This is a genomic window from Pseudomonas pseudonitroreducens (assembly GCF_021603645.1).
Lineage (GTDB): Bacteria > Pseudomonadota > Gammaproteobacteria > Pseudomonadales > Pseudomonadaceae > Pseudomonas > Pseudomonas pseudonitroreducens.
Genome location: NZ_BQHJ01000007.1, coordinates 398325 through 414024, shown reverse-complemented (window position 1 = coordinate 414024; position 15700 = coordinate 398325). Strand labels below are relative to the sequence as shown.

The 15700-nt window shown below is 65.8% G+C and carries 13 protein-coding genes; 8 read left to right on the top strand and 5 right to left on the bottom strand.

Annotated features, from left to right (window positions below):
- Positions 1–3 precede the first annotated feature (3 nt).
- Both L6D89_RS19455 and L6D89_RS19450 read left to right on the top strand, forming a co-directional pair.
- Positions 4–1647 carry a DUF2300 domain-containing protein gene (locus L6D89_RS19455; protein ID WP_236200832.1) on the top strand — a complete coding sequence of 548 codons (1644 nt, stop codon included), beginning with the start codon at positions 4–6 and terminating at the stop codon, positions 1645–1647.
- Between the two features lie 20 nt (positions 1648–1667).
- Positions 1668–2468 carry a YfaP family protein gene (locus L6D89_RS19450; protein ID WP_236200847.1) on the top strand — a complete coding sequence of 267 codons (801 nt, stop codon included), beginning with the start codon at positions 1668–1670 and terminating at the stop codon, positions 2466–2468.
- Positions 2469–2568: 100 nt separating this feature from the next.
- Here the strand turns inward: L6D89_RS19450 and L6D89_RS19445 are convergent, their stop codons facing one another.
- Genes L6D89_RS19445 through gatC form a run of 5 tightly spaced genes read right to left on the bottom strand, consistent with a single transcriptional unit; the run spans position 2569 to position 6626 of the window.
- Positions 2569–2910 carry a carboxymuconolactone decarboxylase family protein gene (locus tag L6D89_RS19445; protein WP_054906694.1) on the bottom strand — a complete coding sequence of 114 codons (342 nt, stop codon included), beginning with the start codon at positions 2908–2910 and terminating at the stop codon, positions 2569–2571.
- 59 nt (positions 2911–2969) lie between these two features.
- On the bottom strand, positions 2970–3353 hold the full coding sequence (locus L6D89_RS19440; protein WP_024765927.1) for a septal ring lytic transglycosylase RlpA family protein: 384 nt from the start codon (positions 3351–3353) through the stop codon (positions 2970–2972).
- Positions 3354–3407: 54 nt separating this feature from the next.
- Complete coding sequence (gatB, locus tag L6D89_RS19435; RefSeq protein ID WP_236200831.1) at positions 3408–4853, bottom strand: Asp-tRNA(Asn)/Glu-tRNA(Gln) amidotransferase subunit GatB; 1446 nt, start codon at positions 4851–4853, stop codon at positions 3408–3410.
- An 11-nt stretch (positions 4854–4864) separates the two neighbouring features.
- A complete protein-coding gene (gene gatA, locus L6D89_RS19430) occupies positions 4865–6319 on the bottom strand; it encodes an Asp-tRNA(Asn)/Glu-tRNA(Gln) amidotransferase subunit GatA (RefSeq protein WP_236200830.1) in 1455 nt (484 codons plus the stop codon).
- A gap of 19 nt (positions 6320–6338) precedes the next feature.
- The gene (gene gatC, locus L6D89_RS19425; protein WP_015475813.1) at positions 6339–6626 is read right to left on the bottom strand and encodes an Asp-tRNA(Asn)/Glu-tRNA(Gln) amidotransferase subunit GatC; all 288 of its coding nucleotides are present in this window, start codon (positions 6624–6626) and stop codon (positions 6339–6341) included.
- 238 nt (positions 6627–6864) lie between these two features.
- Between gatC and mreB the strand changes: the two genes are divergently transcribed.
- The 6 genes from mreB to L6D89_RS19395 all read left to right on the top strand — a co-directional run bounded on the left by mreB (position 6865) and on the right by L6D89_RS19395 (position 15672).
- Positions 6865–7902 carry a rod shape-determining protein MreB gene (gene mreB, locus L6D89_RS19420; protein WP_017518164.1) on the top strand — a complete coding sequence of 346 codons (1038 nt, stop codon included), beginning with the start codon at positions 6865–6867 and terminating at the stop codon, positions 7900–7902.
- A 93-nt stretch (positions 7903–7995) separates the two neighbouring features.
- Positions 7996–9057 carry a rod shape-determining protein MreC gene (gene mreC, locus L6D89_RS19415; RefSeq protein ID WP_276574815.1) on the top strand — a complete coding sequence of 354 codons (1062 nt, stop codon included), beginning with the start codon at positions 7996–7998 and terminating at the stop codon, positions 9055–9057.
- Positions 9057–9545: a rod shape-determining protein MreD gene (mreD, locus tag L6D89_RS19410; protein WP_024766558.1), complete on the top strand. Its 489-nt coding sequence runs from the start codon at positions 9057–9059 to the stop codon at positions 9543–9545. Before mreC ends, mreD begins: the two co-directional genes overlap by 1 nt.
- 60 nt (positions 9546–9605) lie before the next feature.
- Entirely contained in the window at positions 9606–10190 is a 585-nt protein-coding gene (locus tag L6D89_RS19405; RefSeq protein WP_236200828.1) for a Maf family protein, read from the top strand.
- Positions 10191–10237: 47 nt separating this feature from the next.
- Positions 10238–11695, top strand: coding sequence for a ribonuclease G (gene rng / locus L6D89_RS19400; protein WP_236174399.1), 1458 nt, complete (start codon positions 10238–10240; stop codon positions 11693–11695).
- 158 nt (positions 11696–11853) lie between these two features.
- On the top strand, positions 11854–15672 hold the full coding sequence (locus tag L6D89_RS19395; protein ID WP_236200827.1) for a YhdP family protein: 3819 nt from the start codon (positions 11854–11856) through the stop codon (positions 15670–15672).
- The last annotated feature ends 28 nt before the right edge of the window (positions 15673–15700 follow it).

Below are 15700 nucleotides of genomic sequence, written 5' to 3'. Positions count from 1 at the left end.
TCCATGCGCGCGCGCCTTGCCGGGCTGATCCTGCTGTTGCCGCTGAGCGCCCTCGCGGCGCCCGGCTCGCAAGAGCAGGCGCAGCTGGCCTGGCGCACTACGCAGGGTGATGAGCTGCTGCGCCTCGGGCCGCAGCAGGTAATCGATCGCCAGCCCTTGTCGGCTGAGCTGAAAGCGCCGCTGGGCAGCCTGTGGAAGCTGTTCGTCTATGCCTGGCTGAACGACACCCATCAGCAGGAGCCGGCCTATCAGTGCCGAGGCGAGAGCAAGGAAGAAGTCTATTGCTGCGCGGCCGGGCAGAGCATCGAGCGCGACGCCGCGCTGGTGAAGTCCTGCGGCCTGTACTTCCAGCCGCAGCGCCTGGGGATCGACGGCGCGGACTGGCGGCAGTATTGGCAGGCGCGCCACGCGCCGGTCTGGATCACCCAGCTGGACCAGTTGGCGCCGCAAACCGAAGTGCCGGTGGGCGAACTGCTCGATCAACTGCAACACCTGCCCGCTCAGGAGCAGGCGCAGAAAGTGCTGCTGGACGTCAGCCTCGCCGCCGATGAAGGCCGCGCTCCGGCTGCGTTGGGTGGGCGCCTGCGGGTGAAGACCTGGAGCTGGGATGAGCACGGCAAGCGCGAAGGCGGTTTCGCCGGTTGGCTGGTGGACGGTACGCCGCTCTGGGCGCGCGGACCAGGCACCAGCAAGACGGTGCTGGCGATGTACGGCAATGCCATCGGCGCCGCACTGCCGGCGCCCTGGCCGCGTGACCCGGGGCGCTGCGTGGAGGTCGGCCTGTTCAGCCGCTATCCGCTGAAAGAGGTCTACGATGCGCACAATCAACCTGCCGCCGAAGGCTTGCTGGCCGGCCGGCAGAATGTGTTGTTTGCCAATGGCGTGCGCCTCGACGTGAATAGCAGTGGTGACCTCTTTCTCGTGCGTGGTGCCAAGGGCCCGCGTCTGACGGCCCGTCTTTCCCGCGAGGAGTACGTCGCCCGCGTGCTGGATCGTGAAGCGTCGGCCACACCGCCAGAGGCAGCCAAGGCGCTGGCGGTGACCATTCGCACTTACCTGCTGCAGAACGGCGCGCCACGTGGCGACTGCCTGAGCATCGACGACAGCAGCCAGCGCCAGCGTGTGGCGCCGCGACCGGCCAGCGAGGCGGCGCGAGGTATCGCCGCCTGGACCGCCGATCTGGTATTGGCCGGCGGCACTGTCACTTATCACTCGGACGAGGCGGGGCAGTCGAGACTCTCCTGGCGCGACGCCCAGGACCAGGCCGCCAAGGGCCTGCGCTACGACGCCATCCTCGCTCGCGTTTTTCCGCGCACCAGCCTGAGCCGCTGGAGCAACCCGAGCGCCGCCTGCCAACCTCTGCCGGAAGCCGAGCGCTGGTTGCAGGCGCAGCGGCGCAATTGGCGGCAGCGGCTGGAAGGCGAGGTGGGTTACGAAGAATTGCAGTCCTTCGCCGTTTGCCGGCTGAGCAGTGGCCGGCCTTACGTCGACCGCGAACGCCAGCGTATTTTCGTGCGTGGCCTGTATTCCCAGCAGGACCGCCTTGACCTCGCTCATGAATACCTGCACCTGGCTTTCCAGGCGCACCCCAATGGACAAGACGAGGGCTACGTGGAAAGCCTGGCCCGTCGCCTGATACTGGAATGATCAGCATGAAACTCGCCCACGTGCTCCGCCTGTCCCTGCTCGCCAGCCTGATTGCGCTGGGCGCGCAGGCCGCCGAATCGCCTATCAGCCTGGACACCCCGCTGGGCGGCTGGCGCGCGGGCGACGGCGACAAGGCCGACTTCCGCCAGACGGTGAACTACCCGGCGTCGTCGGTGAACTCGCGGGACGACCAGTCCGACACTGCGCGCATCCGCGGTGAAATCCGTGGCCTGCCCAAGGACAGCAAGGAGCCGGCGCGCCTGGTGGTCAACGGCGTGGCGATGCCGATGAGGGTCGAAGGCGACGGCCGCTTCGACCGTCCATTCGCCTTTCCGGCAGGTTCCAACAGCGTCGAGGTGATCAGCCCGAACGGCCAGCAGCACAAGCGCGTGCAGTTCTACCACGGTGGTGGCGGCGGTGAAGTGGCGGCCAAGCTGCGGGTCTTGCTGTCCTGGGATTCGGACAATACCGACCTCGACCTGCACCTGGTGACGCCCGATGGCGGGCATGTCTGGTACGGCAACCGCTCGCTGCCCAACGGCGCGGCCCAGGACGTCGACGTGACCACCGGCTACGGCCCGGAAATCATCGCCAGCCCGACGCCGCTCAAGGGGCAGTACCTGGTCTACGTGAACTACTACGGTGGTGGCTGGAGCTCGGACGAGAGCTCCGGCGACGTGAATGCGGCCAAGCCGCTGACCACGGCGCAGGTGACCATCGTCACGGAGGAGGGCACGGTGAACGAGAAGCAGGAGTCCTTCCTGATCCCGATGCGCCAGCCGGGTGAGCTGACCCTGGTGAAGCGGTTCAGTTACCCGTAACGAAAGCTGAATACCTCGTAGGAGCGGACTCTGTCCGCGATGGCATCCGGCGCGATGCGTACCTATCGCGGACGAAGTCCGCTCCTACCTAGAGGTCGAGTCAGGCCTTCTGATCCGCTTGCCAGGCGTCGATCACTTCCTGCGCCGCGCGGAAGGCGTCAATGGCTGCCGGTACGCCGGCATACACCGCGCAATGCAGCAGCGCTTCGCGAATCTCTTCCACCGTGCAGCCGTTGTTCAGCGCGCCACGCACGTGGCCTTTGAGTTCCTGTGGGCATTTCAGCGCGGTCAGCGCGGCCAGGGTGATCAGGCTGCGGGTCTTGCGCGGCAGGCCTTCGCGGTTCCAGACGCCGCCCCAGGCGTGCTCGTTGACGAAGTCCTGCAGCGGCTGGGTGAACTCGGTGGCATTGCCCAGGGCGCGGTCGACGAAGACGTCACCCATCACTTCGCGGCGAACCTGCTCGCCGGCCTTGCGCTTGTCGTTGCTCACTTCTGACTCCTTCAGAGACCTTCCAGGCGCACCCGGGCGGTGCCGGAGCGCAGCATGTTGAGTTGCTCGGCGGCCGCTTTCGACACATCGATGATGCGCCCGCGGCCGAATGGCCCGCGGTCGTTGATGCGCACCACGACGCTGCGGCCGTTGTCGAGGTTGGTGACTTTCACCCGCGTACCGAAGGCGAGGGTACGGTGTGCGGCGGTCAGGGCGTTCTGGTTGAAGCGTTCGCCACTGGCGGTGCGCTTGCCATGGTGGGCCTTGCCGTAATAGGACGCGGTGCCTTCGGCGCGGTAGCCGCGGCCGGAGACTTCCGAGTCGCTGTCGTAAGACGTGGTGCTACAGCCGGCCAGCAGGGCCAGGCAGCCGACGAGGGCCATGGGTCGCAGCATCGAACCTCCGGACGAAAAAACGCCGGGCAAGCCCGGCGTCGTTGAAGTGTGGGCTCAGGCTTCGAGCTTCTTCTTCAGCAGTTCGTTCACTTGCGCCGGGTTGGCCTTGCCCTTGGCCGCTTTCATGGCCTGGCCGACGAAGAAGCCGAACATCTTGCCGCGCTTGGCTTCGTCGCTGGCGCGGTACTGTTCGACCTGCTCGGCGTTGGCCGCCAGCACATCGTCCAGCAGCTTCTCGACGGCACCGCTGTCGGTGTTCTGCACCAGGTCCTTGGCCTTGATGATCTCGTCCGGCGAGCCTTCGCCCTCGGCCATGGCGGCGAATACGGTCTTCGCGGCCTTGCCGTTGATGGTGCCGTCCTTCAGGCGCAGGATCATCTGGCCCAGGTGCTCGGCGGAAACCGGCGACTGCTCGATCTCCAGGCCGTCCTTGTTGAGCAGGCTGGAGAGTTCGCCCATCACCCAGTTGGCGGCCAGCTTGGCGTCGCCGCAGATGGTCTGGACCTGTTCGAAGTAGTCGGCCATCTCGCGGCTGGCGGACAGCACGCTGGCGTCATAGGCGGACAGGCCGTACTGGCTCTCGAAACGCTCGCGCTTCTGGTCCGGCAGTTCCGGCAACTGGCCGCGCAGGTCGTCGAGGAAGGCGCGCTCGATCACTACCGGCAGCAGGTCCGGGCAGGGGAAGTAACGGTAGTCGTTGGCTTCTTCCTTGCTGCGCATGGAGCGCGTTTCGTCCTTGTTCGGGTCGTACAGGCGGGTTTCCTGCACGACCTTGCCGCCGTCCTCGATCAGCTCGATCTGGCGCTGCACTTCGTGGTTGATCGCCTTCTCGATGAAGCGGAAGGAGTTCACGTTCTTGATCTCGGCACGGGTGCCGAACTCGGCCTGGCCCTTCGGCCGTACCGAGACGTTGCAGTCGCAACGCAGCGAGCCTTCGGCCATGTTGCCGTCGCAGATGCCCAGGTAGCGCACCAGCGCGTGAATCGCCTTGACGTAGGCTACGGCCTCCTTGGCACTGCGGATGTCCGGCTCGGAGACGATCTCCAGCAGCGGCGTACCGGCGCGGTTCAGGTCTATGCCGCTCATGCCGTGGAAGTCTTCGTGCAGGCTCTTGCCGGCGTCCTCTTCCAGGTGTGCGCGGGTGATGCCGACGCGCTTGACGGTGCCGTCTTCCAGGGTGATGTCCAGGTGGCCCTTGCCGACGATGGGGTGGTCCATCTGGCTGGTCTGGTAGCCCTTGGGCAGGTCCGGGTAGAAGTAGTTCTTCCGGGCGAAGACGTTGCGTTCGGCGATCTCGGCGTTGATCGCCAGGCCGAACTGACAGGCCATGCGCACGGCCTCCTGGTTCAGCACCGGCAGGGTGCCGGGCATCGCCAGGTCGATCAGACTGGCCTGGGTGTTCGGGGCGGCGCCGAAGGTGGTGGCGCTACCGGAGAAGATCTTCGATTGGGTGGAGAGCTGTGCGTGGATTTCCAGCCCGATCACGGTTTCCCATTGCATGTGTGTCGTCCTCAGAATCCAGCCGGTGCTTGTTTGTGCCAGTCGGTCGCCAGTTGGTACTGGTGCGCGACGTTGAGCAGGCGGCCTTCCTGGAAGTACGGCGCGAGCAGCTGGACACCTACCGGCAGGCCGTCGACGAAGCCGGCGGGCATGGACAGGCCCGGAATGCCGGCGAGGTTGGCGGTGATGGTGTAGATGTCTTCCAGGTACTGGGCGACCGGGTCGTTGTTCTTCTCGCCCAGTTTCCAGGCCGGGTTGGGCGTGGTCGGGCCGAGGATGACGTCGACTTCGGCGAAGGCGCTGGTGAAATCGTTCTTGATCAGGCGGCGAATTTTCTGAGCTTTCAGGTAATACGCGTCGTAGTAACCAGCGGAAAGCGCGTAGGTGCCGACCATGATGCGGTTCTTCACTTCAGCGCCGAAGCCTTCGGCGCGAGAGCGCTTGTACAGGTCCTGCAGGTCCTTCGGGTCCTCGCAGCGGTAGCCGTAGCGCACGCCGTCGAAGCGCGAGAGGTTGGAGCTGGCTTCTGCGGGCGCGATCACATAATAGGCAGGGATCGCATGCTGCATGTTCGGCAGGGATATTTCCTTGACCACTGCGCCGAGCTGCTTGAGCTGCTCGACCACTTTCATCACCGCGTCGGCGATGCGGCTGTCGAGGCCGGCGCCGAAATACTCTTTCGGCAGGCCGATGCGCAGGCCGGTCAGCGGCTTGGCCAGGGCAGCCAGGTAGTCATCGACCGGCTGGTCGACGCAGGTGGAGTCCTTCGGATCGAAGCCGGCCATGGCGCCGAGCATCAGTGCGCAGTCCTCGGCGGTGCGGGCCAGCGGGCCGCCCTGATCGAGGCTGGAGGCGTAGGCAATCATGCCCCAGCGCGAGACGCGGCCGTAGGTCGGCTTGATGCCGGTGAGGTTGGTCAGCGCGGCCGGCTGGCGGATCGAGCCGCCGGTGTCGGTGCCGGTGGCGGCCGGAATCAGGCGTGCGGCCACGGCGGCGGCGGAACCGCCGGAAGAGCCGCCCGGTACACGGGTGGTGTCCCAGGGGTTCTTCACCGCGCCGTAGTGGCTGGATTCGTTGGCCGAGCCCATGGCGAACTCGTCCATGTTCAGCTTGCCCAGGCTCACGGCGCCGGCGTCGGCCAGGCGCTCGACGACGGTGGCGTCGTACGGCGAGACGAAGGCGTCGAGGATCTTCGAGCCGCAGCTGGTGCGCACGCCCTGGGTGCAGAACAGGTCCTTGTGGGCGATCGGCGCGCCGAGCAGGGCACCGTTCTCACCTTTGGCGCGCCGCTCGTCGGCGGCCTTGGCCTGGGCCAGGGCGCTTTCTTCGGTGACGGTGATGAAACTGTTCAGCTGCGGGTCGAGCTGCTGGATGCGCGCGAGCAGGGCAGTGGCCAGTTCCTGGGCGGAGAATTTCTTGTCGGCGAGTCCGCGGGCGACTTCGGCGAGGGTCAATTGATGCAGCATATGTCCGTGTCCTTCTCGCTTACTCGATGACTTTCGGGACGAGGTAGAGGCCGTCTTCCACGGCCGGCGCGATGGCCTGGTAGGCTTCGCGGCGGTTCTCCTCGGTGACTGCGTCGGCACGCAGGCGCTGCGTGGCTTCCAGCGGGTGGGCCAGGGGCTCCACGCCGTCGGTGTCGACTGCCTGCATGGCGTCGATCAGGCCGAGGATATTGTTCAGGGTGTCGGTGGTACGCGAAATGTCGGCTTCCTCCAGGCCCAGGCGGGCGAGGTGGGCGATCTTTTCCACGTCGGAGCGTTCAAGCGCCATCGGGATCTCCAGCTAGAGCGGCCCGGTTCGAACTGGACCTGGCCGGAAGGAATGAGGGGGCGGGGAACAGAACCCGCGGCAGACGGTCGAAGGCCGCTGGGAAGGGCCTGCAGGCCCGAAAAACGAGGAATCTAGCATAAATTGCCGCCTTGCCCAAAACCCCCGTCATTGTTAGAGTTTGCCGCACTTTTTTACCCGCGCACTTTTCACCCACGCGCCACCAATGGGTTTCTTTCCAATGTTCAAAAAACTGCGTGGCATGTTCTCCAGTGATCTGTCGATCGACCTGGGCACTGCCAATACCCTTATTTATGTGCGCGAACGCGGCATCGTCCTGAACGAACCGTCCGTGGTCGCCATCCGTAGCCATGGCAGCCAGAAAAGCGTGGTCGCCGTTGGTACCGAAGCCAAACGCATGCTCGGTCGTACTCCGGGCAACATTGCCGCCATTCGTCCGATGAAGGACGGCGTGATCGCCGACTTCAGCGTCTGCGAGAAGATGCTGCAGTACTTCATCAACAAGGTTCACGAGAACAGCTTCCTGCAGCCCAGCCCTCGCGTGCTGATCTGCGTGCCGTGCAAGTCCACCCAGGTGGAACGCCGCGCCATTCGTGAGTCGGCCCTGGGCGCTGGCGCCCGCGAGGTGTACCTGATCGAAGAACCGATGGCCGCGGCCATCGGCGCCGGCCTGCCGGTGGAAGAGGCTCGTGGTTCCATGGTCGTCGATATCGGCGGCGGCACCACCGAGATCGCCCTGATCTCCCTCAATGGCGTGGTCTACGCCGAATCCGTCCGCGTCGGCGGCGACCGCTTCGACGAAGCCATCGTTACCTACGTGCGCCGCAACTACGGCAGCCTGATCGGCGAATCCACCGCCGAGCGCATCAAGCAGGAAATCGGCACCGCCTTCCCGGGCGGCGAAGTCCGCGAGGTGGACGTTCGTGGCCGCAACCTGGCCGAGGGCGTACCGCGCAGCTTCACGCTGAACTCCAACGAAGTCCTCGAGGCGCTGCAGGAGTCCCTGGCGACCATCGTCCAGGCGGTCAAGAGCGCCCTGGAACAGTCCCCGCCGGAACTGGCTTCGGACATCGCCGAGCGCGGCCTGGTGCTGACCGGTGGTGGCGCACTGCTGCGCGACCTGGACAAGCTGCTGGCCCAGGAAACCGGCCTGCCGGTAATCGTCGCCGAGGACCCGCTGACCTGCGTGGCCCGTGGCGGCGGCAAGGCGCTGGAAATGATGGACCGTCATTCGATGGACCTGCTTTCCACCGAATAAGGTAGGAAAGCTCTGTAAAGGTCGGTTGACGTTTCGCTCATGCTGGTGAAACTTCAACCGACTTCGCACAGCTAGGAGCCGGTCATCAAACCGATATTCTCCAAAGGGCCCTCGCTGGGCGCGCGCCTGCTGGTGCTCGCCGTCCTGTCGGTCGCCTTGATGGTGGTCGACGCCCGCTTTGATTACCTGAAACCGGTACGCAGCCAGATGGGCCTCGTGCTGAGCCCCTTCTATGGCATCGCCGATATCCCCGTACGAGCCTGGGAAGGTGTGCGCGACCAGTTCACCAGCCGCAGCGAGCTGCTGGCCGAGAACGAGCGCCTGAAGGCCGAGCAGCTGCTGATGCAGCGCCGTCTGCAGAAACTGGCCACGCTGACCGAACAGAACGTACGCCTGCGCGAGCTGCTCAATTCCTCCGCCCTGGTCGACGACAAGGTGCTGGTCGGCGAGTTGATCGGCGTCGACCCGAATCCCTTCACCCAGCGCATCCTGATCGACAAGGGCGAGAAGGATGGCGTGTTCCAGGGCCAGCCAGTGCTCGACGCCAGCGGCCTGATGGGCCAGGTGGTTGAGGTCATGCCCTACACCGCACGCGTGCTGCTGCTGACCGATACCACCCACAGCATTCCGGTGCAGGTGAACCGCAATGGCCTGCGCGCCATTGCCGTGGGCACCGGCAACCCGGAACGCCTGGAACTGCGCTACGTCGCCGATACCGCCGACATCAAGGAAGGCGATCTGCTGGTCAGCTCCGGCCTTGGCCAGCGCTTCCCGGCCGGCTATCCGGTGGCGGTGGTGAAGGAAGTGCTGCATGACACGGGCGGGCCATTCGCCACCATTCGCGCCGTGCCGACCGCCAAGATGAACCGCAGCCGTTACGTGCTGCTGGTGTTCAGCGACAGTCGCACCCCCGAGCAGCGCGCCACCGATGCCGCCGAAGCTCAGGCCGAGGCCGATCGCAAGGCCGCCGAGGCCGGTGTGCCGGCGCAGCCTGCACCAGGCGCTGCAGTCGCCCAGCCGCATGATGGCGCGCAGCCCGCAGCCCCGGCAGCTCCCGCTGCGCAGCCAGCTCATCCGGCTGCTACCAATGGTGCGACGCCAGCCGCGCCTGCCGGTGCCCCGGCATCGCACCCGGATGCAAGGACCCGTCACTGATGGCGGGTCAGGGCTCGAACAATGGCTGGGCCATCTGGCTCACCCTGCTCCTGGCGCTGCTGCTGTCGGTGGCGCCCATGCCCAGCTTCATGGAGATCGGCCGCCCGCTGTGGCTGGCGATGTTCCTCACCTACTGGGTGCTCTACCTGCCGCACAAGGTCGGCATGCTGACCGCCTGGGTGCTGGGTGTCGCCGAAGACGTGCTCTACGGCAGTCTGCTGGGGCAGAACGCCCTGATCCTGAGCCTGATCATCTGTCTGGTGCTGTCGCTGCACCAGCGCTTGCGCATGTTCCCCATCTGGCAGCAATGCCTGGTGTTGCTGGTGGTCTTCGGTCTCGCCCAACTGGTCCAGCTGTGGATCAGTGCGCTGACCGGCAACCGCCCGCCGACCCTGGTGTTCCTCCTGCCGGCTCTGGTCAGTGCCTTGCTCTGGCCCTGGGTCTACACATTGCTTCGGGCCCTGCGGCTGCGCCTGAACATCAACTGATCGCCCCCTTGCGGGGGAATCGCCGGGCCTGCGTTGCGCAGGCCCGCTTCGGAGTCCCTGATGGCCCAGCTGTACCTCGCCTCCAGCTCGCCGCGTCGCCGCGAGCTGCTCACCCAGATCGGCCTGCCATTCCACATAGTGCCCGCATCCATCGATGAAACGCCGGAGGCCGGCGAGTCGGCGTACGCCTATGTCGAGCGCCTCGCGCGCAGCAAGGCGCTGGCCGGGCTGAACTTTCTCGCCCAGCGCGCCGATGTCTGCGTGCTCGGCGCCGATACTGCCGTGGTGCTCGACGGGCGCATCCTTGGCAAGCCGGTCGATCGCGACGACGCTCTGGCCATGCTGCAGGCCCTGTCCGGCCGCGAGCACGAGGTACTGACCGCCGTGGCGGTAGCTGACCGGGATCGCTGCGAAGCGCGCGTAGTCAGCAGCCGTGTGACCTTCCGCGCGGTATCCGCCGAGGAAGCCGAGCGCTACTGGGAAACCGGCGAGCCGCAGGACAAGGCAGGTGGCTATGCTATCCAGGGGCTCGCGGCGGTCTTCGTCAGCCGCGTCGAGGGCAGCTACAGCGCCGTGGTCGGCCTGCCCCTGTGCGAAACCTCGGCATTGCTGGCTGACTTCTCCATCCCCAGCTGGCAGTCTTGATCACGAAGTAGCGCTGGCATCACTCCGGGCGCGATAAGGAAGGGCGCATGAGCGAAGAAATCCTGATCAATATCACGCCGATGGAATCGCGCGTGGCGGTGGTGGAGAACGGCGTCCTGCAGGAGGTCCACGTCGAGCGCACGCTGCGCCGCGGGATTGTCGGCAATATCTACAAGGGCAAGGTCGTACGCGTGCTGCCAGGCATGCAGGCGGCCTTCGTCGACGTCGGCCTGGAGCGCGCAGCCTTCATCCACGCCGCGGAGATTTCCACACGCGAGGGCAGTGCGGTGGAGAGCATCGGGGCGCTGGTCCACGAAGGACAGAGCCTGGTGGTGCAGGTCACCAAGGACCCCATCGGTACCAAGGGCGCACGGCTGACCACGCACCTGTCGATCCCTTCGCGATACCTGGTCTACATGCCGCGCACCAGCCATGTCGGCATCTCTCTGAAGATCGAGGACGAACACGAGCGCGAGCGCCTCAAGCAGGTGGTCGCCAAGTGCGTCGAGGCCGAGGGTATCGTCGAGCGCGGCGGGTTCATCCTGCGCACCGCCGCCGAAGGCGCCGGCGAGGACGAGATCCTCGCCGATATCCGCTACCTGCGCCGCCTCTGGGACCAGATCGACGCGCAGATCCAGACTGTCGGCGCTCCGACGATGATCTACGAAGACCTCTCCCTGGCCCTGCGCACCCTGCGCGACCTGGTGAACCCGCGCATCGAGAAGATCCGCGTCGATTCCCGGGAGAATTTCCAGAAGATCACGCAGTTCGTCGAAGAGCTGATGCCGGAAATAGCCGACCGCCTGGAGCACTACCCGGGCGAGCGGCCGATCTTCGACCTTTACGGGGTCGAGGACGAAGTGCAGAAGGCGCTGGAGCGCAAGGTGCTGCTCAAGTCCGGCGGCTACCTGATCATCGACCCCACCGAGGCGATGACCACCATCGACGTCAACACCGGCGCCTTCGTCGGCCACCGCAACCTCGAAGAGACCATCTTCAAGACCAATCTCGAGGCGGCCACTGCCATCGCCCGCCAGTTGCGCCTGCGCAACCTGGGCGGGATCATCATCATCGACTTCATCGACATGGAAGACGAGGAGCACCGCCGCCAGGTCCTGCGGACCCTGGAGAAGCAGCTCGAACGTGACCATGCCAAGACCAACATCATCGGCATCACCGAGCTGGGCCTGGTGCAGATGACCCGCAAACGCACCCGCGAAAGCCTGGTGCAGGTGCTCTGCGAGCCCTGCCCGAGCTGCCAGGGGCGCGGCATGCTGAAGACTGCCGAGACCATCTGCTACGAGATTTTCCGCGAGATACTCCGGGAAGCGCGCGCCTACCAGGCCGACTCCTACCTGGTGCTGGCCAACCAGAAGGTGGTGGATCGACTGCTCGACGAGGAGTCGGGTAACGTGGCGGACCTGGAGCTGTTCATCGGTCGCCCCATCAAGTTCCAGGTCGAGGCCATGTATTCCCAGGAGCAGTACGACGTGGTCCTGCTTTGAGCGGCGGATCGCACAACCTGGGATTCCGGCAGGAGGCCGCCGTGCAATGGGGTTTTTTGGAGCTTTGCCTGACGCACACTGTCAGACCAGGTTCGACCTTGCATGGCTGGGAGGCCGCTCGATGACTCTTCGCTTCACTTCACAGGCAGCCGGCTGACATGGAACGCGCCGGGCGCCTGTTCGCCACCTCGCTGCGCATCGTCCTCGGCCTTCTGGCGCTGGGGCTGGTGCTGCTCGCGCTGTACGTCAGCCTCGGTCGGCAACTGGTGCCGCTGGTGGCGGAGTATCGCGACGACCTGGCGCAGAAGGCCAGCGAGCAACTGGGCCTGCCGGTAGCCATCGGTGCGCTGGAGGGGCATTGGCATGCCTTCAGCCCGATCATCGTGGTGCGCGACATCCAGTTGGGTGAAGGCAATGATTCGCTGCGCCTGGAGCGCGTGCGCCTGACACCGGACATCATCGGCAGCGTGATGGCTCGCCAGCCACGCGTCGACAGCCTGGAGCTGGAAGGCCTGCACCTGACCCTGCGCGAGGACGAGGACGGCAAGTGGCATGCCGACGGCCTGCCCAGTCGGGGGGGCGATACCGATCCGCGCAAGCTCATCGATCTGCTGCTGACTCCCCGGCGCCTGTCGCTGATGGATAGCCAACTGACGGTACTTCCGCAGCAGGCCAACCCGCTGTCGCTGACTTATGTCGGCATGACTCTGCGCAGCGGCAGCCGCCAGCGCCTGGAAGCGCGCCTGAGCCTGCCTGGTGGCGAGCCAGTGGCGGCGCGCCTGGAAACCCGCTTGAACCGTGACGACTGGGCGAAGAGTTCGGCCCAGCTGTACCTGAGCCTGCCGCAGGCCGACTGGGCCAAATGGCTGCCCGAGCGCCTCACTGGCGCCTGGAAGCTGTCCCAGGCCAAAGCTGGCGGCGAGTTGTGGGCGACCATTGACAGGGGCGTACCGACCGCCGCCGTGGCGCGTCTGAACGCGCCGAAGATCACTGCGGCGCTGGGCGAGCGCAAGCCGGTGAGCCTGAGCGACCTGGGCGTCAGCCTGTTCTTCCAGCGCAATGGCGACGATCTGGACATGCGCGTCGCCGATCTTGCAGCGAACCTCGGTGATACCCGCTGGGGCGAGGTGGAACTCGAACTGACACGCCGGATGAAGGGTGAAGAGCACTGGCAGTTGCGCGCCGACCGCCTCGACTTGACTCCGCTGGGGCCGACCATCAGCGCCCTGGCCCCCCTGCCGGACAAGGCCATCGAGTGGCTTGATGGCCTGAAACCACACGGCGTGCTGCACAACGTCAACTTCGATTACTGGCCGCAGCGCGAGGGCGCCGAGCGCGTCGCCTATGCCACCAACCTGGAGAAGGTCGGGGTCAGCGCCTTCCACGACGTACCCGCCGTGGCCAACGTCGACGGCACCTTCAGCGGCAACCTCGGCGGCGGCACGCTGGACGCCAACGCCCAGGACTTCATGCTGCACCTGGCCACGCTGTTTCCCGAGCCCTGGCACTACCGCACCGCGCGCACGCGGATGTTCTTCCAGCTCAACGACGAGGCCTTCACGCTCGGCAGCCACCTGATGCAGGTGGAGGGCGACGAGGGAACCATCGCCGGCGACATCCTGATTCGCCTGATGCGCGATCCGGCGCAGGAAGACTACATGGACCTGCGCGTGGGCATGAGCAATGGCGATGCGCGCTACACCGGTAAATACCTGCCCACCGTCATCCCGCAGATGAGCAAGGATCTGGCTGCCTGGCTCAAGGGCTCGATCAAGAGCGGGCGCATCGAGCAGGGCTATTTCCTCTGGCAAGGTTCGCTGCAGAAGGGCTCGGCGCCCGAAGCCCATGCCATGACCCTGTACTTCAAGGTCCATGACGGCGTGCTCGACTACCAGCCGGGCTGGCCTGGCCTGAGCAAGGCCGAGGGCGAGGTGCGCGTGGAGGACACCGGCGTCAGCATCAACGCAACCAGCGGGCAGATTCTCAACAGCCAGGTGCGCGATGTCTCGGTGGAAATTCCCCATTCCAACCCGGGGGAAGTCGCCCACCTGCATGTGGACGGCGATATCGACAGCAACCTCGTCGATGGCCTGAAGATCCTCCAGGACTCGCCTATCGGTGCGACGCACACCTTCGCCGGCTGGGAAGGCAAGGGCGACCTCAATGGCCACCTCAACCTCGATATTCCGCTGGCCAAGGGCGAGGCGAGCAAGGCGCGGGTGATCGTCGATTTCGACACCGACAAGGCACAGCTGAAGATCGCCAAGCCCGAACTGAACCTCGAACAGGTGAAGGGTAAGTTCCGCTATGACACCGACAGCGGCCTGAGCGGGCAGAACATCTCTGCTCAGGTGCTGGGTAGCCGTATCACCGGCAGCATTCGCGCCGAAGGCCGCAACGGCGCTCCGCGTACACGGGTGCTGGTGGGTGGCCAGGTATCGGTGAAGACCCTGCTCGACTGGGGCAAGGTACAGAAACAGTTGCCGGTCGACGGCCGCGTCCCGTTCCAGCTCAACCTGCTGCTCGACGGCAAGGACAGCCAGCTGCAGGTCGCCTCGAACCTGCAGGGCGTCACCATCGATCTGCCGGCGCCGCTGGGCAAGGCCGCGCAGGAAACCCGCGAGAGCGAATGGCGCATGACGCTCGAGGGCGCCGAGCGACGCTACTGGGCAACCTACGGCGATCGCGCCAGCCTGGCCTACGCGGCTCCGGCGGACCAGCCGCTGGCCGGCCGTGGCGTGCTGCGCCTGGGTGGCGACCCGGCCGTGCTGCCCAACTGGAGTGGTGTCCAGGTGCGCGGCAAGATCGACGAAGTCGACGCCGACGCCTGGATGGCGGTCGCGAAGAAATACTCCAATACCGGGGTTGAGGGCGCCGCTGGCCTGTTGCGCGGCGCAGACCTGCAGATCGGTCGCTTCAAGGGCTTCGGCCAGACCCTGGAAAATCTCACGCTGGATGTGGTGCGTGTCGACAGCAGTTGGCAGGTCGGCCTAGTCAGCTCGCTGGTCTCCGGCAAGGTCACCCTGCCCGACAGCAAGGTGAAGCCGATCCAGATCGCCCTGGACCGCCTCGACCTGCCCAAGGGTGAGGCCATCGATTCCGCGAAGGCAGTCGAGCAGCCCGACCCGTTGGCGAAGGTCGACCCGCGCAGCCTGCCGCCGATGGACGTGTCCATCCGCCAGGTCCTCAAGGCCGGCAAGCCGGTCGGTGCCTGGAGCTTCAACCTGCGCCCGACGCCTACTGGGGTTGGCTTCAACAATGTGAATCTGGACCTGCGTGGCCTGTCGGTGAAGGGCAACCTGCGCTGGGATGGTCTTGAGGCGAGCGCGCGCAGCACCTTCCAGGGCAAGCTCGAGGGCAAGAACCTGGGCGACGTGCTGAAGGCCTGGGACTTCGCGCCCAGCGTGACCAGCGAGCGTTTCAGTGTGGACATCAACGGCAACTGGCCGGGGTCGCCGGCGGCGCTGAATCTGCGGCGGTTCGGCGGAACTCTGGACGCCAGCCTGCGCAAGGGGCAGTTCGTCGAAGTGGAGGGCGGCGCCAATGCCCTGCGGGTGTTCGGCCTGCTCAACTTCAACGCCATCAACCGCCGCCTGCGCCTGGACTTCTCCGACCTGCTGGGCAAGGGCCTGAGCTACGACCGGGTCAAGGGTGTGCTCACCGCCACCGATGGCGTCTACTTCACCCGCGAGCCGCTGCGTCTGGATGGTCCGTCCAGCAACCTGGAGCTCAACGGCACCCTGGACATGGCCCACGACGAGATCGACGCCAAGCTGCTGGTGACGCTGCCGGTGACCAACAACCTGCCGTTGGCGGCACTGATCGTCGGCGCTCCCGCCATTGGCGGCGCGCTGTTCGTGGTGGACAAGCTGCTGGGTGACAAGGTCGCACGCTTCGCCAGCGTGCAGTACAGCGTGAAGGGACAATGGCAGAGCCCGACCATCACCTTCGAGAAACCCTTCGAAAAACCTCACTGAACCGTCGGCCAAGCACAATGCCCGGGCA

Coding starts and splice junctions, on each gene's coding strand:
- L6D89_RS19445 (WP_054906694.1), bottom strand. CDS start 2,910: ATGGGTGACGTCTTCGTCGACCGCGCCCTGGGCAATGCCACCGAGTTC.
- L6D89_RS19455 (WP_236200832.1), top strand. CDS start 4: ATGCGCGCGCGCCTTGCCGGGCTGATCCTGCTGTTGCCGCTGAGCGCC.
- gatA (WP_236200830.1), bottom strand. CDS start 6,319: ATGCTGCATCAATTGACCCTCGCCGAAGTCGCCCGCGGACTCGCCGAC.
- L6D89_RS19440 (WP_024765927.1), bottom strand. CDS start 3,353: ATGCTGCGACCCATGGCCCTCGTCGGCTGCCTGGCCCTGCTGGCCGGC.
- L6D89_RS19405 (WP_236200828.1), top strand. CDS start 9,606: ATGGCCCAGCTGTACCTCGCCTCCAGCTCGCCGCGTCGCCGCGAGCTG.
- gatB (WP_236200831.1), bottom strand. CDS start 4,853: ATGCAATGGGAAACCGTGATCGGGCTGGAAATCCACGCACAGCTCTCC.
- gatC (WP_015475813.1), bottom strand. CDS start 6,626: ATGGCGCTTGAACGCTCCGACGTGGAAAAGATCGCCCACCTCGCCCGC.
- L6D89_RS19395 (WP_236200827.1), top strand. CDS start 11,854: ATGGAACGCGCCGGGCGCCTGTTCGCCACCTCGCTGCGCATCGTCCTC.
- mreD (WP_024766558.1), top strand. CDS start 9,057: ATGGCGGGTCAGGGCTCGAACAATGGCTGGGCCATCTGGCTCACCCTG.
- mreB (WP_017518164.1), top strand. CDS start 6,865: ATGTTCAAAAAACTGCGTGGCATGTTCTCCAGTGATCTGTCGATCGAC.
- rng (WP_236174399.1), top strand. CDS start 10,238: ATGAGCGAAGAAATCCTGATCAATATCACGCCGATGGAATCGCGCGTG.